The sequence below is a fragment of the Klenkia terrae genome (assembly GCF_037083865.1).
Taxonomy (GTDB): domain Bacteria; phylum Actinomycetota; class Actinomycetes; order Mycobacteriales; family Geodermatophilaceae; genus Klenkia; species Klenkia terrae.
The window spans coordinates 114,858-140,663 of record NZ_JBAPLV010000003.1; the positions used below are offsets into that span (position 1 = coordinate 114,858).

The window sequence follows — 25,806 nt, forward strand, 5'->3', positions numbered from 1 at the left end:
CGGCCGGGGCCGGGGCGCAGGCTGCGCAGGTGCACCCTGCTCCCACCACCCCCTCACCCGCCCCGACCTCGGCTCCCTCCTCCGCCACGTCCGCGGCGAGCCTCGCGCACTGGTCCGAGGCCGGCCGCCGCGGCATGGAGGCCTTCTACGCCCTCGCCACCGAGGACTACCGCCAGCTGGCCGCGGCCCGCGACTGGGCCGGGATCTTCCGCGACCTGGCCGCCGGCCGGGACCGCCTGACCCTGCTGGACGTCGCCTGCGGCAGCGGCAAGTTCCCCACCGCCCTGCTGGCCACCCCCGCCGTCGCGGCGCTGGCCGGCGAGCTGGTCGTCGAGACCGACCTGCTGGACCCGTCGCGGTTCAGCCTGGACGAGGCCCGCGGCACCCTGGCGCCGCCGTTCGTCGGTGCCGCCGACCACGAGTGCACCGTGCAGGACCTCGTCGTCCGGCCCGGCGGCTGGGACCTGGTCTGGAGCACGCACGGGCTGTACGCGCTGGCCCCCGACGAGGTCGGGCCCGGGATGGCCCGGTTCGTCGAGGCCATCGCCCCGGGCGGGCTCGGGGTCGTCGCGCAGGCCACCACCGCCTCGCACTACCTGGTCGTCGACGAGGCGTTCCGCGGGTCCTTCGACCCCGACGGCGTCCGGGTGCCCTACACCTCCGCCGAGCAGGTGGTGGCCGCGCTGGCCGGCTTGCCGGTGACCGTGTCCGAGGAGCTGCTGACCTACCGCACCTCGGTGGCCCTGGACGACCGGGCCACCGCGGAGGGCTTCCTGCAGCGCTGCGTCTTCGACGACTCGGTGTCGCTGGAGGCCATGGAGGCCGACCCGGTGCTCGGTGGCTACCTGGCCTCCTGCGTCGAGGACGGCCGCTGGGTGTTCGACCACGCCGTCTCGCTGATCACGGTGCGCCACGCATGAGCGGCAACGTGAGCCAGACGCACGCCGAGCGCGACGGGCTGGACACTGCCTGGACCGGGGACAACAACGCCTGGTGGGACTGGTACCTGACGCTGGCCGACGGCGGCGGGGACGACGGCCCCCTGCTCGAGCTGGCCGAGCCCGCCGCCCTGCCCGAGCCCCCGGCCGACGAGCTGGCCGCCCTGCTCGCCGAGACCTACCCGGTCACCGCGGAGCAGCGGGCCACCTTCGCCCGCGACGGCTTCGTCAAGCTGCGCGGCGTGCTGCCGCCGGCCGCGGTGGGCCGCCTGCGCCGCCTGCTGGTCGAGCACCTGGCCGCCGGCGGCCGGGACCGCCCGGCGGGCCGGTTCACCAGCGACGAGCTGATGTGGACCCGGTCCGGGGAGATCGCCGAGTTCGTGCTGGCCCGCCGGCTGGGCCGGTTGGTCGCCGACCTGCTCGACGTCGCCGACGTGCGGATCTACCACGACAACGTGCTGGCCAAGGAGCCCGCGTGCGGCCGGACGCCGTGGCACTTCGACGACCACCACTTCCCGATCGACAGCCAGCGGGTGGCCACGGTGTGGATGCCGCTGCAGCAGACGCCCCGGGAGATGGGTCCGCTGTCCTTCGCCCGCGGGGTCGACCTGCACCGGCTGGTGGACGACGTCCCGTTCTCCACCACCGACGCCAGCTACGACCGCGCGGTGTCCCAGGCCTTCGCCGACGCCGAGGTCTCGGTCGAGGACGGGCCGTTCGAGCTGGGGGAGGTCTCGGTGCACTCCAGCCTGTGCTTCCACACCGCCGGGCCGAACCGGACCACCGCGCCGCGGATGGTGCTGGCCACGACCTACTTCGCCGACGGCGCTGCGGTCGTGCCCCGGCCGACGCTGGTGTCGGGGGAGTGGCAGCAGTTCCTGCCCGGGGCCCGGCCGGGCGAGGTCATCGACACCCCGGTGAACCCCGTCGTCAGCTAGGCCGGCGGGCCGGCCGGCGCCTCAGCGGGCGCCGGCCAGCTCCACCGGACCGGTGAGCTGCAGCGTGCGGGTGGTCTCCTCGCGGACCTCGGCCAGCAGCGCCGGCTCCTCGGCGAGGGTGCGGCCGTAGGAGGGGATGGCCTCGCGCAGCAGGGGCTCCCAGTCGGCGTGCTGGTCGGGGAACGCCCGGCGCAGCAGGTCCAGCATCGCCGCGACGGCGGTGGACGCGCCGGGGGAGGCGCCCAGCAGGCCGGCGATGGTGCCCTCGCCGCCGACGATCAGCTCGGTGCCGAACTGCAGCACGCCGCGGCCCTTGGCGTCCTGCTTGATGACCTGCACGCGCTGGCCGGCGTGGATCATCTCCCAGTCGTCGCCCTCGGCGGTGGGCACGAACTCCTCCAGCGCCTCGAGCCGGTCCGAGGGGCGCTGCAGCACCTGGCCGACCAGGTAGCGGGTCAGCGCGGTCTGGGTGCGGGCGACACCGAGCATCGAGCCGATGTTGCCCAGCCGTACCGACCGGGGCAGGTCCAGCCAGGAGCCGGACTTCAGGAACTTGGGCGAGAACCCGGCGTAGGGCCCGAACAGCAGCGACTGCTGGCCGTCGATCAGCCGCAGGTCAAGGTGCGGCACCGACATCGGCGGGGCGCCGACGGCGGCCTGGCCGTAGACCTTGGCCTGGTGCCGGGCGGCCAGCTGCTCGTTCTTGGAGCGGAGGAAGAGCCCGGACACCGGGAAGCCGCCGAACCCCTTGATCTCGGGGATGTCCGCGCGCTGCAGCAGCGGCAGCGCGCCGCCGCCGGCGCCGACGAAGACGAACCCGGCGTTGACGGTGAACTCCTCGCCGCTGGCGTGGTGCCGGGCGGTCACCTTCCAGCGGCCGTCCGTCGTCCGCTCCAGGTCCTGCACGCTGGTGCCGGTGTGCACGGCCACGCCGCGGCTGGTCGCCTGGTCCAGCAGCAGCCGGGTCAGCGAGCCGAAGTCGACGTCGGTGCCCGCGGTGGACCGGGTGGCGGCGACCGGCTGGGCCGGGTCGCGGCCCTCCATCATCAGCGGCACCCAGCCGGCCAGCTCGTCCTGCGAGGTGGTCAGCTCGAGCTCGGCGAACAGCGGGGACGCCGTCAGCGCCGCGTGCCGGGCCCGCATGTAGTCCTGGCCCTCGGTGCCGTGCACGAAGCTGATGTGCGGCACGGGGGTGATGAAGTGCTTGGGCGAGTCGGTGAGCCCGGTGCGCACCAGGTGCGACCAGAACTGCCGGGACAGTTGGAACTGCTCGTTGATCTGGTTGGCCTTGGTCGCGTCGACCGTGCCGTCCTTGCCCGCCGGGGTGTAGTTCAGCTCGCACAGCGCCGAGTGCCCGGTGCCGGCGTTGTTCCAGCCGTCGGAGCTCTCGGCGGCGACCTTGTCGCCGGCCTCGAACAGCGTGATCGACCAGTGCGGCGCCACGATGCCCAGCAGGGCGGCCAGCGTCGCGCTCATGACACCGCCGCCCACCAGGACCACGTCGGGGCGCGACGTGTCGGGGATGACCGGGTGGGCGTACTCGCCCGGTGCGGAGCTGGTGGAGCTGGCGGCGCTGGTCACAGGAGCCTTCCTGGTGGTCCCGCGCGGCGGTCGGTGCCGCGCGATGCGTTCAGGGGGAGCGGGATCACCGCTCGTCCCTGCCATGGTCGTCCCACCCGGCGCCGGGCACCTCACCCGGGCGGTGTGACCCTCGCCATGCTCCTCCCGGGGGAGGCCGGTCCGTACCCGGCCGGAGGTGGGCGTCGCCCTGGGTACCGTCGTGCCGTGCCCGCGGAACCCTCCAGCCCGACCGAGCCGACCCCGGCGTCCCCCCGCCGGCCGCGCACGCTGCTGCTGGTCGGCCTGGCGACGGGGATCCTCGCGCTGGACCTGGTCACCAAGCTGACCGTGGTCGCCACCTTGTCCGACCGGCCGCCGCTGCGGCTGCTCGGCGGCGCGCTCTACCTCACCGAGGCCCGCAACACCGGTGCTGCGTTCTCCTTCGCCGAGGGCGCCACCGTGGTGTTCAGCCTGATCGCGGCGGTGGTCGTGGTGGTGATCGTCCGGGCCGCGCGCCGGTTGTTCAGCACCGGCTGGGCGGTCGCCCTGGGCCTGGTGCTCGGCGGCGCGGTGGGCAACCTGGTCGACCGGGTCTTCCGCGACCCCGGGTTCCTCCGCGGTGGCGTCGTGGACTTCCTGTCGCTGTTCGACCCCTACGGCCGGGTGTGGCCGATCTTCAACGTCGCCGACTCCGCGATCGTCTGCGGCGGGATCCTCGGTGCGGTGCTCGCCGTCCGCGGGATCGAGTTCGACGGCTCCCGCGGACGCCCCGACGACAGCAAGCACGACAGCAAGGACGCCAGCGAGGACGACGTCCCCGCGGTGCGGCCGGCCGACGACTGATCGTCGGTCACAATGGCGGGATGACCGCCAGCCTGCACCGCGAGCTCCCGGTGCCCGACGGCCTGGAGGGCCAGCGGGTCGACCAGGCCCTCGCCCGGCTGTTCGGCCTCAGCCGCGGCGCCGCCGCCGACCTCGCCGACCAGGGCCGGGTGCTCGTCGACGGCCGCGCCCGCGGGAAGGGCGACCGGCTCACCGCCGGCAGCTGGCTGGAGGTCGAGCTGCCCCCGCCGCCGGGTGAGCCCGCCCCGCCGCGCGAGGTGGTCGGGATGGGCATCGTGCACGACGACGACGACGTGGTCGTGGTCGACAAGCCCGTCGGCGTCGCCGCGCACGGCAGCCCCGGCTGGGACGGCCCGACCGTCGTCGGCGGCCTGGCCGCCGCCGGGTACCGGATCTCGACCAGCGGGGCCGAGGAGCGGCGCGGCATCGTGCACCGGCTGGACGCCGCCACCACCGGGCTGATGGTGGTGGCCAAGAGCGAGCGGGCCTACACCCTCCTCAAGCAGGCGTTCAAGGAGCGCACGGTCGACAAGGGCTACCACGCGCTCGTGCAGGGGCACCCCGACCCGTCGCGCGGCACCATCGACGCCCCGATCGACCGGCACCCCAAGCACGACTGGCGGTTCGCCGTGGTCAGCACCGGGCGGCCGTCGGTCACCCACTACGACACCCTGGAGGCCTTCCCCGCGGCCTCCCTGGTCGACGTGAAGCTCGAGACCGGCCGCACCCACCAGATCCGGGTGCACTTCTCGGCCATGCGGCACCCGCTGGTCGGCGACATGGCCTACGGCGCGGACCCCACGCTGGCCGCCCGGCTCGGGGTCTCCCGGCAGTGGCTGCACGCGATGCGCCTGGGGTTCGCCCACCCGGCCGACGGCCGCTGGGTCGAGTTCGCCAGCACGTACCCCGCCGACCTCGCCGGCGCGCTGGGCCGGCTGCGCGACGAGTCCTGAGGGCTCCCCACCGCACGTGACCGGCCTGCCCGACACCCTCGCCGACTTCGGCCCGGCCGCCCTGGCCGCGGTCGTGGTGGCGGGGTACCTGGTCGTCGGCGAGCCGGTCGTCGGGCACGTGCTGCACCGCCGGTTCGAGGACCGGATGCGCACCGACGCCCGGGCCCGGCGGTCCTTCTACGTCCGGCTGCTGATCCTGGAGTGGGGCCTGTCGCTGCTGGTCCTGGTGGTCTTCCTGGCCGCCCCGGACGTCGACGGCGGGCAGCTCGGGCTGCGCTGGCCGAAGGCCTGGCCGGGGTGGGTCACCGGGGGAGCCTGCCTGCTGCTGGTCGGCTTCGTGGTGGTGTCGACCCGGGCGCTGCGCTCGGGTGCGCTCGCCGCGCAGCCGCCGCCGGGCCCGCGCCCGGGGGAGGGCCGGCACAGCGAGCCCGCCGTGCAGTCCACGGTGGCCCTGCTGCCCCGGTCGGCCGGCGAGCGCCGGTTGTTCGCCGTGGTGGGCGCCACTGCCGGGATCTGCGAGGAATGGCTCTACCGCGGCTTCTTCCTCGCGGTGGTCGCCGCCGTCGTCCCGGGCCTGGCGTCGGGCTGGCTGGTGGTCGTCGCGGCGGTCGCCTTCGGCGCCGCGCACGCCTACCAGGGCCTGGCCGGGGTGCTGCTCACCGGCGTCCTGGGGGGCGTGTTCGCCGCGCTCTACCTGCAGACCGGGTCGCTGCTGCTGCCGGTGCTGCTGCACGCCGCGGTCGACCTGCGCTTCCTGCTGGTGCCCTCCTCGGCGCTCCCGCCCCTGCGGCCGGCCCGTGGCGCGCGGCGGGACACGCAGGGAGACCAGCGCGACTCTGTCGGACCCTCGGAGTAGACAGCCAGCAGTGCGAGGATCGGGGGTGCACCCGGGGCCACACCCCGGGCGCCACCCCCGAGACACCGCACCGGTCCGCACACGGCCTTCCCCGCCGGTCAGCACCACCTGCACCTGCACCACCGACCTGTGAGGAGCGCATCCGTGCCCAGTGGTTCGAGCGAGAACTTCGTGCACCTGCACGTGCACACCGAGTACTCGATGCTCGACGGCGCGGCGAAGCTGCCCGAGCTGACCAAGGCCGCCGCGGCCCAGGGCATGCCGGCGCTGGCCATGACCGACCACGGCAACGTCTTCGGCGCCTACGACTTCTACAAGCAGTCCACGGCCGCCGGCGTGAAGCCGATCATCGGCATGGAGGGCTACTACACGCCCGGGTCGCGCTTCGACCGCTCCCCGTTCGAGTTCGGCGCCATCGCCGACGAGGACGGCGAGGGCGCGTCGTCCAAGGGCAAGGCCGCCTACACGCACATGACGCTGCTGGCCCGCACCACCGAGGGCATGCACAACCTGTTCCGGCTGTCGTCGCTGGCCAGCCTCGAGGGCCAGTACCGCAAGCCGCGCTTCGACCGGGACCTGCTGGAGCGCTACGGCAAGGGCCTCATCGCCACCACGGGCTGCCCGTCGGGCGAGGTCAACATGTGGCTGCGGGCGGGCAAGGTCGACCGGGCCCGGCAGGCCGCCGCGGACTTCCAGGACATCTTCGGCCGGGAGAACTTCTACGCCGAGGTCATGGACCACGGCCTGTCGATCGAGAAGCAGACCAAGCCGGCGCTGCTGGAGATCGCCAAGGACCTCGGCATCCCGCTGCTGGGCACCAACGACCTGCACTACACCCACCGCGAGGACGCCGACGCCCACGACGCCCTGCTCTGCATCCAGACCGGCTCGCGGCTCAACGAGCCCAACCGCTTCCGGTTCAACGGCGACGGCTACTACCTGAAGTCCGCCGCCGAGATGCGCTCGCTGTTCAGCGAGATGCCCGAGGCCTGCGACAACACCCTGCTGGTCGCCGAGCAGTGCCAGGTCACCTTCACCGAGGGTGCCGACCTCATGCCGCGGTTCCCGCTGCCCGAGGGCGAGGACGAGACCTCCTGGTTCATCAAGGAGGTCGAGCGCGGGCTGCACAAGCGCTGGCCCGGCGGCACCATCCCCGACCACGTGCGCAAGCAGGCCGACTACGAGGTCGGGATCATCGTCCAGATGGGCTTCCCGGGGTACTTCCTCGTGGTCGCGGACTTCATCAACTGGGCCAAGGACAACGGCATCCGCGTCGGGCCCGGTCGTGGGTCGGCCGCCGGTTCGCTGGCCGCCTACGCCATGGGCATCACCGACCTGGACCCGCTGGCCCACGGCCTGATCTTCGAGCGGTTCCTGAACCCCGAGCGCGTCTCCATGCCCGACGTCGACATCGACTTCGACGAGCGCCGGCGCGGCGAGGTGATCCGCTACGTCTCCGACAAGTACGGCGAGGAGCGGGTCAGCCAGATCGTCACCTACGGCACGATCAAGGCCAAGGCCGCGATCAAGGACGCCGCCCGGGTGCTGGACCGGCCCTTCTCCGTCGGCGACGAGCTCACCAAGCTCATGCCGCCGGACGTGATGGGCAAGGGCATCCCGCTGACGGGGGTCTTCGACCCGAGCCACCCGCGCTACAAGGAGGCCGCCGAGTTCCGGGCCCGCTACGAGTCCGACCCCGGCGCGGCCGAGGTGGTCGACCAGGCCCGCAAGCTCGAGGGCCTGAAGCGGCAGTGGGGCGTGCACGCCGCCGGGGTCATCATCGGCCGGTACCCGCTGATCGACAGCGTGCCGATCATGCGGCGCGAGGCCGACGGCGCGATCATCACGCAGTTCGACTACCCGACCTGCGAGACGCTCGGGCTGCTCAAGATGGACTTCCTGGGCCTGCGCAACCTCACGGTCATCGACGACGCGCTGCGCAACATCGTGATCAACGGCAAGCCGGCCATCGACCTGGACGAGCTCAGCAAGGAGCTCACCGACCCCAAGACCTACGAGCTGCTGGCCAAGGGCGAGACGCTCGGGGTCTTCCAGTTCGACGGCGGCCCGATGCGGTCGCTGCTGCGGCTGATGCGCCCGGACAACTTCGAGGACATCTCCGCCGTCGGCGCGCTCTACCGGCCCGGTCCGATGGGCGCCAACTCGCACACGAACTACGCGCTGCGCAAGAACGGCCAGCAGGAGATCGTGCCGATCCACCCGGAGCTCGCCGAGTCCCTGGAGGAGATCCTCGGCCAGACCTACGGCCTGATCGTCTACCAGGAGCAGGTCATGGCGATCGCGCAGAAGGTGGCCGGGTACTCCCTGGGTGCCGCAGACCTGCTGCGCCGCGCGATGGGCAAGAAGAAGAAGTCGGTGCTGGACGCCGAGTACGTGGGCTTCGAGGCCGGCATGAAGGCCAACGGCTACTCCGCGGCCGCGGTGAAGACGCTGTGGGACATCCTGGTGCCCTTCGCCGACTACGCCTTCAACAAGGCGCACTCGGCGGCCTACGGCCTGGTGTCCTACTGGACGGCCTACCTCAAGGCCAACTACCCGGCCGAGTACATGGCCGGGCTGCTGACCAGCGTCGGCGACGACAAGGACCGCCGGCCGATCTACCTCGCCGAGTGCCGCCGGATGGGCATCAAGGTGCTGCCCCCGGACGTCAACGAGTCCTCCTGGGACTTCACCGCCGTCGGCGCCGACATCCGCTTCGGCCTGGCCTCGGTGCGCAACGTGGGGCACAACGTGGTGGCCTCGATCGTCAAGGCCCGCGAGGAGAAGGGCGCCTTCCGCGACTTCGCCGACTTCATGCGCAAGATCGACACGGTGGCCTGCAACAAGAAGGTCATCGAGTCCCTGGCCAAGGCGGGGGCGTTCGACTCCCTGGGGCACTCCCGCCAGGGCATCGCGGCCATCCACGTGCAGGCCGTCGACTCCGCGATGGGGCTCAAGCGGCGCGAGGCCGAGGGCCAGTTCGACCTGTTCGGCGGCGGCGACGACCTGGGCGCCGACGACCCGCTGGCGGCCGCGCTGAACATCCCGATCCCCACCGCCGACTGGTCCAAGGCCGAGCGGCTGGTCTTCGAGCGCGACATGCTCGGCCTCTACGTCTCCGACCACCCGCTGCACGGCGTGGAGCACGTGCTGACCAGCCACGCCGACACCTCGCTGGCCGAGATCCTGGCCGGCGGGGTCGAGGACGGCGCCAACGTCACCGTCGCCGGGATCCTCACCGCGGTCTCCCCGCGCACCAACAAGCAGGGCGCACCCTGGGCGATCGCCACCGTCGAGGACCTCGAGGCCGGCATCGAGGTGCTGTTCTTCCCCAAGACCTGGCTCGAGGTGCAGGACAAGGTCGCCCGGGACCAGATCGTGGTGGTCAAGGGCCGCATCTCCCGACGCGACGACACACCCTCGATCTTCGGGTCCGAGGTGACCATCCCCGAGCTCACCGAGGGCCCGCGCGGTCCGGTGCTGGTCTCGATGCCGGCCGCCCGGTGCACCCCGCCGGTGGTGGAGCGGCTGCGCGAGGTGCTGGGCAGCCACCCCGGCACCACCGAGGTGCAGCTCAAGCTGATCAACGGGCAGCGGGAGACGGTCCTGCGGTTGGACCAGCGACTGTCCGTCCGGCCGAGCACCGCCTTGATGGGCGACATCAAGGCGCTGCTGGGTCCGACGAGCGTCGCGATCCTCTGAGGTCCGTGTGGTTGCATCGCGGCCGTGACCAGCGCTGACCTCCTGACCGGGCCGGAGGGTCCCCGTCCGCCCGCTGTCGCAACGGGCGTCCCCGGGCTGCGCGGCAGCCGGGAGGACGTCCGCGGCGGCGTGCTGACCGTGCTGCTGCTCGCCGTGCTCGGGCTGGGCGCCGGCCTGCTCTGGCTGTGGCTGGCCCCCCGGGCGCAGTTCACCGTCACCTCCGCCGCGGGGGACGTCGCGGTGACCGGCGGCGGCCTGGTGGACCCGGAGCTGTTCATGGGCGACGACGGCGTCTACGTGCTCCTGCTGGGCGGTCTCGGGCTGCTGGCCGGGCTGGTCGGCTGGACGCTGGTCCGCCGGCGCGGGGTGGTCACCCTGGTGTCGCTGGCCGCCGGCATGCTGGCCGCCTCGCTCACCGCCTGGCAGCTCGGCGCGCTGCTCGGGCGCGGCCCGTCCCGGGAGGACCTGACCACCGTGGGGCGGGAGGTGACCACCGCGCTGGACCTGAACATGCTGGCCTCGCTGGCCATCGGACCGTTCGCCGCGGTGCTGGTCTACCTGGTCGCCACCGTGCTCACCGGCCGCGATGACCTGGGCCGTGATGACCTGGGCCGTGATGACCTGGGCCGCGAGGACCCGCACCCGGCGCACCCCGCCGGACCGACCGCGGAGGGACGCCTGGGACCTGCGGTCCCCGAGTGACGGAACGGTACGGCGCCGACCCGCGTCGTTCCGTCACCCACAGCTCCCATGCTGTCACCCTCGGTTCCGTGCAGTCATGGTCCGTCCCCCCGTCCTCGCCGGCCGAGCCCGTCCGGGTCCCCCGATGAGCCCCGAGGAGCGGTCGGCGCTGCCGGCCCGGTTGGACCCCCGGCTGGGCCGGTCGCCCGGGGCCGGGTCGACCGGGCGGACCGGCACACGCCGGCTCGCCGTCGCCGCACGATTGATGGCCGGGGTGCTCAGCGTCGTCCTGGTCGCCGGCAGCGGGTGGGGCTGGTACCTGATCCGCGTGGCCGAGGCCAGCGTGAACCGCACCGACGCGATCCCGACGACCGGCAACTCCGACGTCAACGGGAACACCCACGCCGGCCAGGAGATGAACATGCTCCTCGTGGGCGTGGACTCCCGTGCGGGGCTGACCGCCGACCAGGTCGACGAGTACGCCACCGGCAACCCCGACGGACTGAACAACACCGACACGATGATGCTGGTGCACATCCCGGCCGACGGGTCCGCGGCGTCCTTCGTGTCCTTCCCGCGCGACATGTACGTGGCCATCCCCGGGCAGGGTCGGGGCAAGCTCAACTCGGCCTACAGCCTGGGCTACGACAGCGTCGACGAGCGGTCGACCGAGGAGGAGAAGCGGTCCGCCGGGGCGCGGCTGCTGATCCAGACCATCAGCTCGCTGTCCGGCCTGCAGATCGACCACTACGCCGAGATCAACCTGCTGGGGTTCATCAACCTCACCCAGATCGTCGGCGGGGTCGACGTCGACCTGTGCGCCGCGAGCGACGACTCGGTCACCGGCGCGCACTTCGACGCCGGCCCGCAGACCCTCAGCGGCGCGCAGGCCCTGCTCTTCGTCCGGCAGCGGCACGGGGTGGGGGAGCGGTCCTCGGACTTCGACCGGGTGGCCCGCCAGCAGGTGTTCATCGCCGGGATGCTGCGCAACGTGCTGTCGTCCAACACGCTGCTGGACCCGACCAAGCAGCGGCAGATCGTCGAGCAGGTGGGCACCAGCGTCACCCTCGACCAGGGGCTGGACATCTTCACCCTCGCCGCCCAGATGCAGAACGTGCAGCCGGGCAGCATCACCTTCCAGACCATCCCCGGCCTGACCGACGGCGAGGTCGACGGCACCTCCGTGCTGCGGCTGCCCGACGCCCCGGTGCTCACCGACTTCTTCGCCAACCTGACCGCCGACCCCGAGCCGGTCGCCGACCCGGGCGCTCCGGTGACCGAGGCCCCGGCCACCGTCGCCCCGGCCGACGTCACGGTGTCGGTGCTGAACGGCTCCGGGGTCGCCGGTGCCGCCGCCGGTGCGGCCGCGGCACTCGCCGAGTCCGGGTTCGCGGCCAGCAGCGGCGGCAACGCCGAGGCCACCCGGACGACGACCATCGCCCACGCCACCGGCGACGACGCGGCCGCGGCCGTGCTGGCCGCCCAGGTGCCCGGCGCCGCGCTGACCGTGGACGACAGCCTCGTCGAGGGCACCGTCACGCTGACCCTGGGCACCGACTTCGAGGCCGTCGGGGAGGCCGTGGCGGCCCCCGCCCCGACCACCGAGCCGGTCGTGCCCGGGTCCTACGTCAACCCCGAGCGCACCGCCGCCGACACCAGCTGCATCAACTGAGGCCGGGCCCGGCCGCGGCCGGGCTCTGGCTCAGTTGGGGGTCATCGGGGTGGCGAAGGACTGCAGCGGCACCGGCACAGCCCCGAGCTCGCGCAGCAGCGTGAGCTCCCGGCGCAGCAGCCGGGACTCCGCCGCCAGCCGCCGGCGGGTGGCGGACTCGGCGAGCAGGGCCTGCCGGTCCTCGGTGGTGAGCAGCGCGGCGGAGGCCACCAGGTAGGACAGCGCGCGGGCGTCGTCCCCGACCTGGTCCAGCAGCGCGGCCGCCGCCGACCCGGCCGTCTCGCCGTCCTCGACGCCGTCCAGGCCCAGGTCGGCCAGCAGCTCGGCCTCCTCCTCGTCGTCGAGCTCGATCGGACGGCCGCCGCTGCGCAGCACGGCCACCTCGGTCACGTACCGGGAGAACAGCTCGGAGACGTTGCCGACCAGCAGGTCCAGCGACCCCTGGGCGACCGACGCGGCCAGGTCGGCCTCGGCGCGGGTCGGAGACCCGTCGGTCGAGGTCAGGCCGTCGGCGTCGCCGGCGGCCTCCTCGGCCGCCTCCTCCTCGCCCAGCCACTCCACCTCGGCCTGCAGGTACGGCGGGTCGTCGGCGACCACCACGTCCAGCAGCCGGAACCGGTCGGCGCCCACGGTGACCAGCCGGTACCCGCCGTCGGCCTGCGGGGTGACCGCCCGGACGACCGCGGTGCAGCCGACGTCGAACAGCGCCTCGGTCGGTGCCACCCGCTCGACCTCCCAGCCCTGCCGGATGGCGACCACGCCGAAGGACCGCGGCCCGCTGCCCTCGGGCCGGGCGACGAGGTCGGCCACCAGCCTCCGGTAGCGCGGCTCGAAGATCTGCAGGGGCAGCACGACGCCGGGGAACAAGGGGCTCCCCAACGGGAACAACGGGATCAGCTCGCCCACGCGCCGAACCCTACGGGGGTGGGCACCCGGGGGCCCGTCGTCGCGCAACTACCCTGGGCAGGTCCGTCGTCGTCACCCGGAGGTACCCGTGCTCACCCGCATCGACCTGCGCGGATCCCAGCTGCCCGGGGTCCGCGAGCTGTCCGGGCTGCTGCCCCGGGCCGGCACCGACGTCGAGAGCGTGCAGGCGGTGGTCCGCCCGCTGCTGGAGGACGTCCGGCTGCGCGGGGCGCAGGCGGTCCGCGAGATCACCGCCCGGCTCGACGGCGTGGACGCCGAGGACTTCGCCGTCCCGCAGGCCGCCCTGGACGACGCGCTCGCCACCTGCGACCCGCTGCTGCGCGAGGCGCTGGAGGAGGCGGTCTCCCGGGTCCGGAAGGTGCACGCCGACCAGCGGCGCACCGACGTCACCACCGAGGTCGTCCCCGGCGGCACCGTCACCGAGCGCTGGGTCCCGGTCCGCCGCGTGGGCCTGTACGTGCCCGGCGGCCTGGCCCCGCTGCTGTCCAGCGTGGTGATGAACGTGGTGCCGGCCCAGATCGCCGGGGTCGAGTCGATCGCGGTGGCCACGCCGCCGCAGCGCGACAACGGCGGCCTGCCCGACAAGGGCGTGCTGGCCGCCTGCGCCCTGCTCGGCGTCACCGAGGTCTACGCCGTCGGCGGGGCCCAGGCCATCGCCGTCTTCGGCTACGGCGCGGGTGCCTGCGAGCCGGTCGACCTGGTCACCGGGCCGGGCAACGTCTACGTCACCGCGGCCAAGCGGCTGCTGCGCGGCCTGATCGGCATCGACAGCGAGGCCGGCCCGACCGAGGTCGCCGTGCTCGCCGACGACACCGCCGACCCGGTGCACGTCGCCGCGGACCTGATCAGCCAGGCCGAGCACGACCCGCTGGCCGGTGCGGTCCTGGTGACCACCAGCGAGCCGCTGGCCGACGCCGTCCTCGAGCTGGTGCCCGGCCAGGTGGCCGCCACCAAGCACAGCGACCGGATCGACACCGCCCTGGCCGGCAGCCAGTCCGGCATCGTGCTGGTCGACGACCTGGACGACGGCCTCGCGGTCGTCGACGCCTACGCCGCCGAGCACCTGGAGATCCAGACCCGCAACCCGCGCGAGATCGCGCTGCGGGTGCGCAACGCCGGGGCGATCTTCGTCGGGCCCTGGGCGCCGGTCTCCCTGGGCGACTACGCCGCGGGGTCCAACCACGTGCTGCCCACCGGCGGCTGCGCCCGGCACTCCAGCGGGCTGAGCGTGCAGACCTTCCTGCGCGGCATCCACCTGGTCGAGTACGACGAGCAGGCCCTCGCCGACGTCGCCCGGCACGTCGACGTCCTGGCGCACGCTGAGGACCTGCCCGCCCACGCGGCGGCCGTCGCCGTCCGGCAGAAGTGACCGGGCTGCCCGTCCGGCCGGAGTTCGAGGGGCGGTCGCCGTACGGCGCGCCGCAGGTGCCCGCCGCGCACCGGCTGAACACCAACGAGAACCCGTACCCGCTGCCCGACGCGCTGCTCGCCGACCTCGGCGCGGCGCTCGGCGCGGCGGCGCTGGACCTCAACCGGTACCCCGACCGGGACGCCGTGGCGCTGCGCACCGACCTGGCCGCGTTCCTCTCCCGGTCGGGCACCGCGGTGACGCCTGCGCAGGTGTGGGCGGCCAACGGGTCCAACGAGATCCTGCAGCAGCTCAGCCAGCTGTTCGCCGGCGCCGGGCGCACCGCGCTGGGCTTCACGCCGTCCTACTCGATGCACCCGCTGATCACCGCGGCCACCGGCGGCACCTTCGTCGACGGCCACCGGCGGGCGGACTTCACCATCGACCCCGAGGCCGCGGTCGCACAGGTGCGCGAGCTGCGCCCGGACGTCGTCTTCGTCACCAGCCCGAACAACCCCACCGGGACGGCGGTCGACCTGGCCACGGTCACCGCGCTGTACGAGGCGACCGAGGGCGTGGTCGTGGTCGACGAGGCCTACGCCGAGTTCGCCCGCCCGGGCACGCCGTCCGCGCTGACCCTGCTCGCCGGCCGGCCGCGGCTGGTGGTCAGCCGCACGATGAGCAAGGCGTTCGGGATGGCCGGGCTGCGGCTGGGGTACCTGGCCGCCGACCCGGCCGTGGTCGACGCGCTGCAGCTGGTCCGGCTGCCCTACCACCTGTCCAGCCTCACGCAGGCCGCCGCCCGCACCGCGCTGGCGCACACCGAGGCCCTGCTGGCCACCGTGGACGCCGTCACGCACGAGCGCGACCGGATCGTCGCCGCGATGCCCGGCCTCGGGCTGACCAGCGTGCCCAGCGACGCCAACTTCGTCCTGTTCGGCGGCTTCGCCGACGCCCCGGCGGTCTGGCAGGCCCTGCTGGACCGGGGCGTGCTGGTCCGCGACGTCGGGCTGCCCGGCTGGCTGCGGGTGACCGCGGGCACCCCGGCGGAGACCGACGCCTTCCTCACCGCCCTGGGTGAGGCCGTCGACCAGGTGGGCTGAGCTGTCGGCCGAGGGCCTGGGAGGATGACCACCATGAGCCGCACCGCCCGCGTCGAGCGCACCACCAAAGAGACGAAGCTGGTCGTCGAGGTCGACCTCGACGGCACCGGCACCAGCTCCATCGCCACCGGGGTCGGGTTCTACGACCACATGCTCACCGCGCTGAGCAAGCACAGCGGCATCGACCTGCGGGTGCAGGCCGACGGCGACCTGCACATCGACGCCCACCACACCGTCGAGGACGTCGCCATCGCCCTGGGCGTGGCGTTCGCGGAGGCCCTCGGCGACAAGCGCGGCATCACCCGCTACGGCGACGCGACCATCCCGATGGACGAGGTGCTGGTGCAGGCCGCCGTCGACCTGTCCGGCCGGCCGTACTTCGTGCACGCCGAGCCCGAGGGCATGACCCCGATGATCGGGCCGGACTACCCGACCTCGCTGACCAAGCACGTGCTGGAGAGCTTCGCGTTCAACGCCCGCATCTCCCTGCACGTCCGGGTGCTCTACGCCGGCCGGGACGCCCACCACATCGTCGAGGGCCAGTTCAAGGCCCTGGCCCGCGCGCTGCGCACCGCCGTCGCGCTGGACCCCCGGGTCACCGACGTGCCCTCGACCAAGGGCGCGCTGTAACCGGTGGGTTTCGCCTCGGGGCTCATCGCGATCGGGCTCTTCCTGCTCGGCGGCGCCTACTCGATCTTCCGCGCCGACGACCCGGTCAAGGGCCGGACGACCGGGCAGCTGGTGTTCACCGGCGTCCTGGTGCTGGCCGCCGCCCTGGCCATCGCCTCGGGCGTCCTGCGCTTCTGAGCCGGGCCCTGCTCAGGTCCTGAGCCGGTCGGCGAACGCCTCCGCGGTCGCCAGCCGGTCGCGCAGCCCGGCCACCCGCTCGGCCGCCGCCTGCCGGTAGTGCGCCAGCCGGTCGGCCGGGCCGCCGTCGTCCAGGACCTGCAGCAGCTCGCGCATCTCCTCCAGGGAGAAGCCCAGCGGCTTCATCTGCATGATCACCCGCAGCCGCTCGACGTCGTCCTCGGTGTAGAGCCGGAAGCCGCCCTCCGAGCGCGCCGAGGGGACGGCGAGGCCGACCTCCTCGTAGTACCGGATGGTCCGCAGCGACAGACCGATCCGGTCGGCCACCTCGCCGATCTGCAGCATGCCGTGGCCCATCAGTGCCCCGCGCCCAGCTGGCCGGCCAGCCGGCGGTGCCAGTGCCCGGCGTCGCCGGTGAGCCCGACCAGCTCGACGGTGGTGCCGCGGGCGGCGTAGCGGTGCTCGACGGCGTCCAGCGCCGCGACGCTGGAGGCGTCCCACACCTGGGCCGCCGACAGGTCCACCACCACCCGCGCGGGGTCGCCGGCGTAGTCGAACCGGCCGACCAGGTCGTTGCTGGAGGCGAAGAACAGCGCCCCGCTGACCGTGTAGGTGCGCACGCCGTCCTCGACCGGACCGGGCGTCACGGTGACCAGGTGCGCCACCCGGCGGGCGAAGAGCACGCAGGCGGTGAGGACGCCGACCCCGACGCCGATGGCCAGGTTGTCGGTGGCCACCACGACCGCCACGGTCACCAGCATCACCGCGCTCTCGCTGCGCGGCATGCGGCGCAGGGTGCGCAGGGAGTGCCAGTCGAAGGTCGCGATCGAGACGAAGACCATCACCGCGACCAGCGCCGCCATCGGGATGACGGCCACCACGTCGCCGAGCACCACGACCAGCACGAGCAGGAAGACCCCGGCCAGGAAGGCGGACACCCGGGTGCGCGCTCCCGACCGCACGTTGATCATGGTCTGGCCGATCATGGCGCAGCCGCCCATGCCGCCGAAGGCGCCGGTGACCAGGTTGGCCACGCCCTGGCCCACGGACTCCCGGGTCTTCGACGACCGGGTGTCGGTGAGGTCGTCGACCAGGGTCGCGGTCATCAGCGACTCGAGCAGGCCCACGACGGCGAGCCCCAGGGCGTAGGGGAAGACGATCTGCAGCGTCTCCAGGGTGTACGGCACGTCGGGCAGCAGCAGCGCGGGCAGGCTGTCGGGCAGGGCGCCCTGGTCGCCGACGGTGGGCACGTCGATGCCCGCGGCCACCGCGGTGGCGGTCAGCACCACGATCGCCACCAGCGGCGCGGGGACGGCGGTGGTCAGCCGGGGCAGGCCGAAGATGATCAGCAGGCCGACCGCGGCCATCGGGTACACCAGCCAGGGGACGTCGACCAGCTGCGGCACCTGCGCGGCGAAGATCAGGATGGCCAGGGCGTTGACGAAGCCGACCATCACGCTGCGCGGCACGAAGCGCATCAACCGGGCGACCCCGAGCAGGCCCAGGGCGATCTGCAGCACGCCGCCGAGCAGCACGGCGGCGATCAGGTAGGGCAGGCCGTGGTCGGCCACCAGCGGCGCGATGACCAGGGCGACGGCGCCGGTGGCGGCCGAGATCATCGCCGGTCGCCCGCCGACGACGGCGATGGTGACCGCCATGGTGAAGCTGGCGAACAGGCCGACCCGCGGGTCGACGCCGGCGATGATCGAGAAGCTGATCGCCTCGGGGATCAGTGCCAGGGCGACGACGAGACCGGCGAGCACCTCGACCCGCAGCCGGCGGGGGTCCTTCACGGCGGCGACCCAGTCGGGGGTCGTGCGGGGGAGCAGGGCAGACGTCATGGCACCGTTCTCGGGTCAGGGGGAGGCCGGCCGCACCGCGCGGTCGCGGGGCCGCACCGTCGCCGAACCTACCCTGACGTGAGGGGAGAGTCGGCATGGGTGACGAACGACGCTTCCTCGAGCTGGTGCTCGCCGACCCCACCGTGTCCGGGGTGCTGGACCGGGCGGGGGAGCTGGAGCTCCCGGACGCGTGGCTGACCGCCGGGGTTCTGTTCGGCCCTCGTGCAGGGGCCCGCCGCGAGCCTGCGAGTGGTGGGGGGCACGAGGGTCCTTCTGCTGTCCTGGGAGGCCGAGGACGTCGTCATCCGACGGGCCGGGGAGGTGTTCGCCGACGCCCCGGTACCGGTGGAGGTGCGCAACGAGGCCCGGGTGCACCTCTGGTACGCCGAGCACTTCGGCTCCCCGGCCCCACGACCTTTCACCGACTGCCGGGACGCCGTCGACCACTTCGCGGCGGTCTGCTGCTGCGTGGGGGTGTCGGTGCGGACCGGGGAGGTCTACGCACCGCACGGCTTCGACGACCTGTTCGGCCTGGTGGTCCGGCCGAACCCGGTCCTGGCACCGCGGCACGTGTACGAGGCCAAGGCGGCGCGCTGGCAGGCGCAGTGGCCCGAGCTCACGGTGCTGCCCTGGCGGTGACCGCCGTCCGGTGGCGGGGCGTGGGTAGCGTTGGGCGGGTGAAGAACGTCGTCGTCCTGGACTACGGATCGGGCAACCTGCGCTCGGTCGAGCGCGCGGTGGCCCGGGTGGGCGCCGAGGTGACGGTGACCGCCGACCCGCACGTCGCGCTGGAGGCCGACGGCCTCGTCGTCCCCGGTGTCGGCGCCTTCGCCGCCTGCATGGCCGGCCTGCGGGCCGTCGACGGCCCCAAGCTGATCGGCAAGCGGCTGGCCGGCGGCCGGCCGGTGCTGGGCATCTGCGTGGGCATGCAGATCCTCTTCGACCGCGGCATCGAGCACGGCTACGACGCCGCGGGCTGCGCCGAGTGGCCCGGCGTCGTGGAGGAGCTGCGCGCCCCGGTGCTGCCGCACATGGGCTGGAATACCGTGCAGGTGGCCGAGGGCTCGACGCTGTTCGCCGGCATCGAGGACGAGCGCTTCTACTTCGTGCACTCGTACGGCGTGCGCGACTTCCCGCTGGGCCGCGAGGACACCGGTCCGCTGAAGCCGCCTGCGGTGACCTGGGTCGAGCACGGCGACCGGTTCGTCGCCGCGGTGGAGAACGGCGCGCTGACCGCCACCCAGTTCCACCCGGAGAAGTCCGGGGACGCCGGTGCCGCGCTGCTCACCAACTGGCTGCAGACGCTGGGCTGAGCCCTACTGCAGCGGGAACGGGGGCTGCAGCCACCACGGGGAGTCCAGCACCTCGACCCGGTCCACCCACTTCACCCACCAGACGCCGCGCCGTCCGGGTGCGACCAGCCGGGCCGGTGCCCCGTGCCCGGAGGACAGCGGTCGCCCGGCGGCGTGGGTGGCCAGCAGGGTCGTCCGGGCGTCGCGGACCGGGATCCGGCGGGAGAAGCCGGTCACCGATGTGAGCCGGATGCAGTGCCCGTCGTCGTCGAGCATGCCCTCGCCGAGCTGCTCGGTGACCAGGCGGTGCAGCGTGGTCCCGCGCCAGTCCTGCTCGGCGTACCAGCCGCCGGTGCAGTCCAGCGTGGCCCGCACGGTGTCCCCGCGGTCCAGGTCGTCCACCGGGACGGCGACGGTGCGGCCGCCTCCGGTCAGCCGGACCTCGGTGGCCGTGGACTCCGGGACGGTGTCCGACGCCCACTGGGTGACGGGCATGGCCGGGGGGTCGTCGGTGCCGCGCTGGTAGGACCCGGTGCCGCTGCGGGTCGCGCCGGGCACGCCGGTCAGCCGCCAGATGCCCTCGGTCGCCGTCCACAGCACGTAGGACCCGCCGGCCAGCGCGCCGGCACCCAGGAGCGTGCGCCGGCTGAGGTCGACCGGCCGCGGTCGCTGGTGCCGGCCCCAGACGTGCGCGACCAGGACGACGACGACGCCGATGGCGGTGCCCACGTGCACCTGCAGCGCGGCGATCGGGGTGCCCGACGTCGCCCAGATGCCGGCGGCCCCGGCGGCGTGCAGCACCCCGCTGACCACGCAGACGGCTACCAGGCCGGTGAGCCAGTAGGCCGCCGAGGGCGCGCGCAGTGCTGGCGGTTTGCTCCGGGCCCGCCGGACGACGACGGTCTTCCACGGCACGAGCAGCAGCAGGCCGAGCCCGGCCGCGCCGTGCGCCACCGCGACCACCCGCCCGGCGGTCGGGGTGCCGACGGCGAAGCCCAGCACCCCGGTGCCGCCGGCGACCAGCAGCAGCCCGAGCAGGGCCAGGTTGGACCGTCGTCCGGCGCGCTGCAGACCTCGGGGCGCGACCACGGGCTCAGTGTGCGCCGGTGCCGCCCCAGCGGCCGCGGTGCACGACCTCGTCCACCCCGCGCCGGCCCCGGCGCAGCGACGGCGAGCGGCGGTCCTCGGTACCCGGGTAGCCGACCGAGACGCAGCCGATCGGCGTGTACGCCTCGGGGACGCCGAACGCCGCGCGCAGCCCGGCCACCCGCTCGGGGGGCACGCCGAAAAAGCAGGCGCCCAAGCCCTCGTCCACGGCGGTGAGCAGCATCATCAGCGATGCCATGCCGGTGTCGACGTCCCAGTAGGGCACCGGCCACCGGGCCTCGTCGCGGTCGGTCCAGCCCTTGTCGGGCTCGGCGTACCGGTCCAGGTAGGCGGCCTTGTGGCTGAACGGCACGACCAGCAGCGGGGCGCGGCGCATCCGGGTGAGCCAGCCGTCGGGGGCGCCGTCGCCGGTGGTCGCCGTCCAGAAGGCGTCGCGCTCCTCGGGGGACTCGAGCACCAGGAACGCCCAGCCCTGGCTGAACCCGGCCGACGGTGCGCGCAGGGCGTGCGCCAGCAGCCGCTCCCGGACCTCGCCCGGCACCGGCCGGTCGGGGTCGTAGTCGCGCACCATCCGCCGCCGGCGCAGCACCTCCGCGAACTCCATGCGGCTCAGCCTGCCCCGGGCCAGCTCGGTGGCGGGAACAGGGGTGGGTCGGCGGTGTGCAGGTCGGGGAGCGGGTCGCCGCGGGTGTCGGTGAGCGGCCCGGTCAGGATCTCGGTGCCGTCGGGGCGATGGGTGCGCCATCGGCCCGTGCCCGGGTCCCAGCTGAGCGCGAAGCCGTGGTGGACCTGGGTGTGGTGGCGTTCGCAGAGCAGAGCGGTGTTGTCGAGCGAGGTGTCGCCGCCGTCGATCCAGTGGACGAGGTGGTGGGCGTCGCACCACCAGGCGGGGGCGTGGCAGCCGGTGAAGACGCAGCCGCCGTCGCGGACTTCCGCGGCTCGGCGGATGTGGGCCGGGACCAGGCGCTGAGCTCGGCCGACGTCCAGGGGGAGGGAGTCGGGGCCGAGGACGATGCGGGCGATGTCGGCGTCGCAGGCGGCTTGGCGGGCGACCAGGGATGAGGCGGTCGCTCCGGAGCCGAGCGTGGCAGCGGCGGCGACGCCGGTCGGGTCGGCCAGGTCCTCGAGCTGGATGAGGGCGGTCAGCTGCGGCTTGACCTTGCGCAGCACCGGCAGGTTCCCCGCGGCCAGCTGCAGGTCGGCGAGCTGCACGAGGGCGTCGGCTGACCGCTGCTCGGACGTGCGAAGGTCACCGTCGCAGCGGCTGGATGCAGCGATCGACTCGAGGGCGGCTTCGGCCTTCTCCCCGCCGGCGGCGTCGAGGGATCCGCGGATGGTGCGGGACCCGTCGGCCCGGCGGGTGATCCGCAGGAACCGGCCGGCGGTGGGGTCGGCGGGTGCGGGGCCGTCGGGGTCGATGAGGTCGGCGATCCGCTGGCACACCTGGGTCAGGGTGCGGGGGTGGTCGCCGGTGATCGTGTCGGTGACGGCCTGGTCGGCGGCGGTCATGTCCATCCCGGCGGCCTCACCGGTGGCCCAGACGTCGGCGGTGAGGATCCGCCCGATGACGCCGAGCTGGCCGTGGCTGACTGCGCCCTCGGCGGCTGCAGCGGCCAGGACCGGCATCCGCTCCAGCACCCGACCTGCGGCCAGCACCGCCGCGGCCTCCGGGCCGGTGGCTCCGACGTGTCCGCGCAGCCAGGGCCGCATGCCGGTCAGGCCGTCTGCGGAGGCGGCTTCGTGGGTCTCGGCGTGGGCGACGACCCGTGCGAGCTCGGTGGTGATCAGGTTCTGCGCCCTGGCCAGTCCGCGGGCACGGTCCAGCAGCTGCGCCGACGTCGCGCTGCTCAGCTCGGCATCGACGGCTGTCAGCAGTGCGTCGATCACCGCGGCGACGTCGTCCGGTGGGGGTTCGGGCAGTCGCCGGGCTGCCGCCACCGAGGAGCTGGCCGGTGCTCGGTCGGCCCCGAGCGCACCGGGCGGCAACGCCTCGGGCACCCACCCCGAGGGCGTCGTGCGCGGCGGTGTGCCGGAGTCCAGACCCACTTACCGACCTCCTCTCACGCTCCGAACACCTGATCGAATCATACCGCCTCGCTCTCCACCCGGCTAGGCAAACGAGCAGGTCAGATGGGTAGTGCGTCAACTGCGGGGAGTTGTGATCAGGGCTGGGTGGAGCTGTCCGCGCGGGGCAGGGGCGCGGCGATGCCCTGCCCTCCGCGCGCACCGGTGGCGAGCCGGCCGGCACCGATACCGGGGGGTCGACGCCAGGGTCGTCCGCCCCGCGGAGGTCAGCGGCACGCGGATACGCGGCGGGTGCGAAGGAAGTCGGGGACGTCCTGAGGGGTGACCTCCCGGGTGCGGGCGTGTTCGCCCCGCACCCGGCGCAGCTCCTGACCCCGACCCTGCCGCTCGACGTCGGCCCGGTCGGCGCCTGTGATGAGCGGGGCGCCGCGCCAGGCGGCCTTGTCGGTGGACAGCAGCGGCAGGCCCACGCAGTGCGCCGTCCGGTAAGGGTCGCCGGGCGCACCCCGGTCGGGCCGGTGGGCGGCAGGGCGGCCCGCCGGGGCAGCCCGCCGTCGGTGACGCTGCCCCCCCGGCGACCGGTCGGGCCCAGTGGGCTCCGCAGCGGTGTCGGAGACGCTCCCTAGGCTGTGGTCGTGCCGAAGCTGCAGCTGCTCCCCGCCGTCGACGTCGCCGATGGCCAGGCCGTGCGCCTGGTCCAGGGGGAGGCCGGCAGCGAGACCTCCTACGGCGACCCGCTCGAGGCGGCGATGACGTGGCAGCGGGACGGCGCCGAGTGGGTGCACCTGGTCGACCTGGACGCCGCCTTCGGCCGTGGATCCAACCGCGAGCTGCTGGCCCGTGTGGTGGGCGAGCTGGACGTCGACGTCGAGCTCTCCGGCGGCATCCGGGACGACGCCTCGCTGCAGGCGGCCCTGGCCACCGGCTGCCGGCGGGTCAACCTGGGCACCGCTGCCCTGGAGTCCCCGGAGTGGTGCGCCCGGGCGATCGCCGAGCACGGCGACCGGATCGCCGTCGGCCTGGACGTCCGCGGCACCCGGCTGGCGGCGCGCGGCTGGACCCAGGAGGGCGGTGAGCTCTACGAGACCCTGGCCCGCCTGGACGCTGAGGGCTGCGCCCGCTACGTGGTCACCGACATCACCAAGGACGGCACGCTGAAGGGCCCCAACCTGGAGCTGCTGCGCGAGGTCTGCGCGGCCACCGACCGCCCGGTGATCGCCTCCGGCGGCGTGAGCAGCCTGGACGACATCCGGGCGCTGGCCGGGCTGGTCACCGTCGGCGTCGAGGGCGCCATCGTGGGCAAGGCGCTCTACGCCGGCCAGTTCACCCTGCCCGAGGCGCTCGCCCTGACCGAGCAGGTCGCGACGGCGTGATCGCCTGGCGCCTGGGGTCCGGCGGCCCCTACGAGGACGTCGTCGGCTACAGCCGCGTCGTGCGCGCCGGCGAGCTGGTGTGGGTCAGCGGCACCACCGGCAGCGTGGACGGCGTGGTGGTCGAGGGCGGGGCCGCGGCCCAGATGCGCCAGGCGCTGACCAACGTCGTGGACGCGCTGGACGGCGCCGGGTCCTCGGTGCACGACGTCGTCCGCACCCGGATCTACCTCACCGACATCACCGCGTGGAAGGAGGTGGGCCGGGTGCACGGGGAGTTCTTCGGCCGGGCCCGCCCGACCACCACCATGGTGCAGGTCAGCGCACTGATCGACCCGGCCATGCTGGTCGAGGTCGAGGCGGACGCGTTCGTGGGGTTCGGGTCGTGAGCCTGGCCGTGCGGGTCATCCCGTGCCTGGACGTCGACGCCGGCCGCGTGGTCAAGGGCGTCAACTTCGTCGGGCTGCGCGACGCCGGCGACCCGGTCGAGATGGCCCGGGTCTACGACGCCGAGGGCGCCGACGAGCTCACGTTCCTGGACATCACCGCCTCCTCCGGGGACCGGGCGACCACCTACGACGTCGTCCGGCGCACCGCGGAGAGCGTGTTCATCCCGCTCACCGTCGGCGGCGGCGTCCGCAGCGCCGACGACGTGGACAAGCTGCTGCGGGCCGGCGCCGACAAGGTCGCCGTCAACACCGCGGCCGTCGCCCGGCCCGAGCTGATCGCCGAGATCGCCGACCGCTACGGCAACCAGGTCCTGGTGCTGTCCCTGGACGCCCGCAGGTGCCAGGACGGCGCGGTCACCGACTCCGGTTTCGAGATCACCACCCACGGCGGCCGCCGCGGCACCGGCCGGGACGCCGTCCAGTGGGTCGTCGAGGCCGCCCGGCTCGGCGTCGGCGAGGTGCTGATCAACTCGATGGACGCCGACGGCACCAAGGCCGGCTTCGACCTCGACCTGATCCGACAGGTCCGCCGCGAGGTCACCGTGCCGGTGATCGCCAGCGGGGGTGCCGGCGCCGTCGAGCACTTCGCCCCGGCCGTCGCCGCCGGGGCGGACGCGGTGCTGGCCGCCAGCGTCTTCCACTTCGGCGACCTGCGCATCGGCGACGTCAAGGCCGCCCTGGACGGCGCCGGTGTCCCCGTGCGGCACGGGACCGACCACCCGGTCTAGGAGACCTCGACCCGGGCCACGTCCTCCCGGCCGCTGGCCCACAGCAGCACCTCCAGCGGCTCGCCGGCGACGGTGACCACCGGCGACCCCTCGCGGATGGTGCGGGACTCACCGGTGTCGGTCCGCCGCACCTGCAGCCCGCGGTCCGAGCGCGGCCGGGTCCGGGCCAGGAAGCCCACCTGCGCCCACAGCTCGTCCTGCGCCGACCGGGGCAGCTCCCGCGGCGCCCAGTCCGGCCGGGCCCGCCGCACGTCCTCGTGGTGGATGGTCATCTCCGACCCGTTCACCAGTCGGTCCACCGGACCCCACGACGTCGGCACCCAGACCGGCGGGCCGGTCCGCACCTGCGCCACCAGCTCCGGCCACGACGTGCTGCGCCGGGTCCGGTCCATCACCCGCTCGGTCCACCGGCCGAACGGACCGCCCAGGACCGCGCCGGGGGCGGCGTCGGGCCGGCGGTCCCGCACCACCAGGTGGGCGGCCAGGTCGGCCGTCGTCCAGCCGGTGCAGCAGGTCGGCTCGTCGGGGCCGAGCTCGGCGAGCAGGTCGGCCAGGGCGGCGCGCTCGGTGCGGGACAGGGGTGCGGGGGAGTCGGCCACCACCCCGTTGTACCGGGCTGACCAAATCGCGTAGCCGAGGTAACGACCGCGAGTAGTCTCAGCTGAC

At 74.0% G+C, this 25,806-nt stretch carries 26 protein-coding genes; 17 read left to right on the plus strand and 9 right to left on the minus strand.

The window, feature by feature from the left end; genetic code table 11:
* Window positions 1-29 precede the first annotated feature (29 nt).
* Together UXQ13_RS04355 and UXQ13_RS04360 are read left to right on the plus strand one after the other, a co-directional pair.
* Window positions 30-920, plus strand: coding sequence for a class I SAM-dependent methyltransferase (locus UXQ13_RS04355; RefSeq protein WP_225231968.1), 891 nt, complete (start codon window positions 30-32; stop codon window positions 918-920).
* On the plus strand, window positions 917-1,876 hold the full coding sequence (locus UXQ13_RS04360; RefSeq protein WP_225231967.1) for a phytanoyl-CoA dioxygenase family protein: 960 nt from the start codon (window positions 917-919) through the stop codon (window positions 1,874-1,876). Before UXQ13_RS04355 ends, UXQ13_RS04360 begins: the two co-directional genes overlap by 4 nt.
* Before the next feature lie 21 nt (window positions 1,877-1,897).
* Here the strand turns inward: UXQ13_RS04360 and UXQ13_RS04365 are convergent, their stop codons facing one another.
* The gene (locus UXQ13_RS04365) at window positions 1,898-3,457 is read right to left on the minus strand and encodes a malate:quinone oxidoreductase (protein ID WP_225231966.1); all 1,560 of its coding nucleotides are present in this window, start codon (window positions 3,455-3,457) and stop codon (window positions 1,898-1,900) included.
* Between the two features lie 204 nt (window positions 3,458-3,661).
* Here UXQ13_RS04365 and lspA point away from each other — a divergent pair, with 204 nt between their 5' ends.
* From lspA to UXQ13_RS04395, 6 genes are all read left to right on the plus strand, one after another.
* Window positions 3,662-4,279, plus strand: a complete 618-nt coding sequence (lspA, locus tag UXQ13_RS04370) for a signal peptidase II (protein ID WP_225231965.1) — start codon at window positions 3,662-3,664, stop codon at window positions 4,277-4,279.
* Window positions 4,280-4,299: 20 nt separating this feature from the next.
* Window positions 4,300-5,232 (plus strand): RluA family pseudouridine synthase, encoded by a 933-nt coding sequence (locus tag UXQ13_RS04375; protein ID WP_225231964.1) that lies wholly within the window; start codon window positions 4,300-4,302, stop codon window positions 5,230-5,232.
* Window positions 5,233-5,248: 16 nt separating this feature from the next.
* Window positions 5,249-6,088, plus strand: a complete 840-nt coding sequence (locus UXQ13_RS04380; RefSeq protein WP_225231963.1) for a CPBP family intramembrane glutamic endopeptidase — start codon at window positions 5,249-5,251, stop codon at window positions 6,086-6,088.
* Window positions 6,089-6,232: 144 nt separating this feature from the next.
* The gene (gene dnaE / locus UXQ13_RS04385; protein ID WP_225231962.1) at window positions 6,233-9,790 is read left to right on the plus strand and encodes a DNA polymerase III subunit alpha; all 3,558 of its coding nucleotides are present in this window, start codon (window positions 6,233-6,235) and stop codon (window positions 9,788-9,790) included.
* Between the two features lie 24 nt (window positions 9,791-9,814).
* Complete coding sequence (locus UXQ13_RS04390) at window positions 9,815-10,492, plus strand: DUF2567 domain-containing protein (protein ID WP_225231961.1); 678 nt, start codon at window positions 9,815-9,817, stop codon at window positions 10,490-10,492.
* Window positions 10,493-10,616: 124 nt separating this feature from the next.
* Window positions 10,617-12,143, plus strand: a complete 1,527-nt coding sequence (locus tag UXQ13_RS04395) for an LCP family protein (protein WP_225231960.1) — start codon at window positions 10,617-10,619, stop codon at window positions 12,141-12,143.
* Between the two features lie 30 nt (window positions 12,144-12,173).
* On the opposite strand, the gene UXQ13_RS04400 is transcribed toward UXQ13_RS04395, so the two are convergent.
* The gene (locus UXQ13_RS04400) at window positions 12,174-13,049 is read right to left on the minus strand and encodes an LON peptidase substrate-binding domain-containing protein (protein ID WP_225231959.1); all 876 of its coding nucleotides are present in this window, start codon (window positions 13,047-13,049) and stop codon (window positions 12,174-12,176) included.
* 88 nt (window positions 13,050-13,137) lie between these two features.
* Between UXQ13_RS04400 and hisD the strand changes: the two genes are divergently transcribed.
* Genes hisD through UXQ13_RS04420 form a run of 4 tightly spaced genes read left to right on the plus strand, consistent with a single transcriptional unit; the run spans window position 13,138 to window position 16,328 of the window.
* Window positions 13,138-14,439: a histidinol dehydrogenase gene (gene hisD, locus UXQ13_RS04405; RefSeq protein WP_225231958.1), complete on the plus strand. Its 1,302-nt coding sequence runs from the start codon at window positions 13,138-13,140 to the stop codon at window positions 14,437-14,439.
* The gene (locus UXQ13_RS04410) at window positions 14,436-15,521 is read left to right on the plus strand and encodes a histidinol-phosphate transaminase (RefSeq protein ID WP_225231957.1); all 1,086 of its coding nucleotides are present in this window, start codon (window positions 14,436-14,438) and stop codon (window positions 15,519-15,521) included. Before hisD ends, UXQ13_RS04410 begins: the two co-directional genes overlap by 4 nt.
* Before the next feature lie 33 nt (window positions 15,522-15,554).
* A complete protein-coding gene (hisB, locus tag UXQ13_RS04415; RefSeq protein WP_225231956.1) occupies window positions 15,555-16,151 on the plus strand; it encodes an imidazoleglycerol-phosphate dehydratase HisB in 597 nt (198 codons plus the stop codon).
* A gap of 3 nt (window positions 16,152-16,154) precedes the next feature.
* The gene (locus UXQ13_RS04420; RefSeq protein WP_225231955.1) at window positions 16,155-16,328 is read left to right on the plus strand and encodes a hypothetical protein; all 174 of its coding nucleotides are present in this window, start codon (window positions 16,155-16,157) and stop codon (window positions 16,326-16,328) included.
* 12 nt (window positions 16,329-16,340) lie between these two features.
* On the opposite strand, the gene UXQ13_RS04425 is transcribed toward UXQ13_RS04420, so the two are convergent.
* Both UXQ13_RS04425 and UXQ13_RS04430 read right to left on the minus strand, forming a co-directional pair.
* Complete coding sequence (locus UXQ13_RS04425) at window positions 16,341-16,673, minus strand: MerR family transcriptional regulator (protein ID WP_225231954.1); 333 nt, start codon at window positions 16,671-16,673, stop codon at window positions 16,341-16,343.
* Window positions 16,674-16,684: 11 nt separating this feature from the next.
* Window positions 16,685-18,169, minus strand: a complete 1,485-nt coding sequence (locus tag UXQ13_RS04430; protein WP_225231953.1) for a SulP family inorganic anion transporter — start codon at window positions 18,167-18,169, stop codon at window positions 16,685-16,687.
* A 252-nt stretch (window positions 18,170-18,421) separates the two neighbouring features.
* Here UXQ13_RS04430 and UXQ13_RS04435 point away from each other — a divergent pair, with 252 nt between their 5' ends.
* Both UXQ13_RS04435 and hisH read left to right on the plus strand, forming a co-directional pair.
* Window positions 18,422-18,808 (plus strand): nucleotidyltransferase family protein, encoded by a 387-nt coding sequence (locus UXQ13_RS04435; RefSeq protein ID WP_225231952.1) that lies wholly within the window; start codon window positions 18,422-18,424, stop codon window positions 18,806-18,808.
* A 38-nt stretch (window positions 18,809-18,846) separates the two neighbouring features.
* Complete coding sequence (gene hisH, locus UXQ13_RS04440; RefSeq protein ID WP_225231951.1) at window positions 18,847-19,482, plus strand: imidazole glycerol phosphate synthase subunit HisH; 636 nt, start codon at window positions 18,847-18,849, stop codon at window positions 19,480-19,482.
* A 3-nt stretch (window positions 19,483-19,485) separates the two neighbouring features.
* Here the strand turns inward: hisH and UXQ13_RS04445 are convergent, their stop codons facing one another.
* From UXQ13_RS04445 to UXQ13_RS04460, 4 genes are all read right to left on the minus strand, one after another.
* On the minus strand, window positions 19,486-20,550 hold the full coding sequence (locus tag UXQ13_RS04445) for a molybdopterin-dependent oxidoreductase (protein WP_225231950.1): 1,065 nt from the start codon (window positions 20,548-20,550) through the stop codon (window positions 19,486-19,488).
* Window positions 20,551-20,554: 4 nt separating this feature from the next.
* On the minus strand, window positions 20,555-21,172 hold the full coding sequence (locus UXQ13_RS04450; protein WP_336391868.1) for a nitroreductase family protein: 618 nt from the start codon (window positions 21,170-21,172) through the stop codon (window positions 20,555-20,557).
* A 5-nt stretch (window positions 21,173-21,177) separates the two neighbouring features.
* Window positions 21,178-22,614, minus strand: a complete 1,437-nt coding sequence (locus UXQ13_RS04455) for an HNH endonuclease signature motif containing protein (protein WP_336391869.1) — start codon at window positions 22,612-22,614, stop codon at window positions 21,178-21,180.
* Between the two features lie 245 nt (window positions 22,615-22,859).
* Complete coding sequence (locus tag UXQ13_RS04460; RefSeq protein ID WP_225231947.1) at window positions 22,860-23,063, minus strand: hypothetical protein; 204 nt, start codon at window positions 23,061-23,063, stop codon at window positions 22,860-22,862.
* Between the two features lie 165 nt (window positions 23,064-23,228).
* On the opposite strand from UXQ13_RS04460, the gene priA reads away from it, so the two are divergent.
* Genes priA through hisF form a run of 3 tightly spaced genes read left to right on the plus strand, consistent with a single transcriptional unit; the run spans window position 23,229 to window position 25,140 of the window.
* Window positions 23,229-23,966, plus strand: a complete 738-nt coding sequence (priA, locus tag UXQ13_RS04465; RefSeq protein ID WP_225231946.1) for a bifunctional 1-(5-phosphoribosyl)-5-((5-phosphoribosylamino)methylideneamino)imidazole-4-carboxamide isomerase/phosphoribosylanthranilate isomerase PriA — start codon at window positions 23,229-23,231, stop codon at window positions 23,964-23,966.
* Window positions 23,963-24,352, plus strand: a complete 390-nt coding sequence (locus UXQ13_RS04470; protein ID WP_225231945.1) for a RidA family protein — start codon at window positions 23,963-23,965, stop codon at window positions 24,350-24,352. Before priA ends, UXQ13_RS04470 begins: the two co-directional genes overlap by 4 nt.
* Window positions 24,349-25,140 carry an imidazole glycerol phosphate synthase subunit HisF gene (gene hisF, locus UXQ13_RS04475; protein ID WP_225231944.1) on the plus strand — a complete coding sequence of 264 codons (792 nt, stop codon included), beginning with the start codon at window positions 24,349-24,351 and terminating at the stop codon, window positions 25,138-25,140. Before UXQ13_RS04470 ends, hisF begins: the two co-directional genes overlap by 4 nt.
* Here the strand turns inward: hisF and UXQ13_RS04480 are convergent.
* The gene (locus UXQ13_RS04480; protein WP_225231943.1) at window positions 25,137-25,739 is read right to left on the minus strand and encodes a TIGR03085 family metal-binding protein; all 603 of its coding nucleotides are present in this window, start codon (window positions 25,737-25,739) and stop codon (window positions 25,137-25,139) included. The genes hisF and UXQ13_RS04480 overlap by 4 nt on opposite strands.
* Window positions 25,740-25,806: the final 67 nt, after the last annotated feature.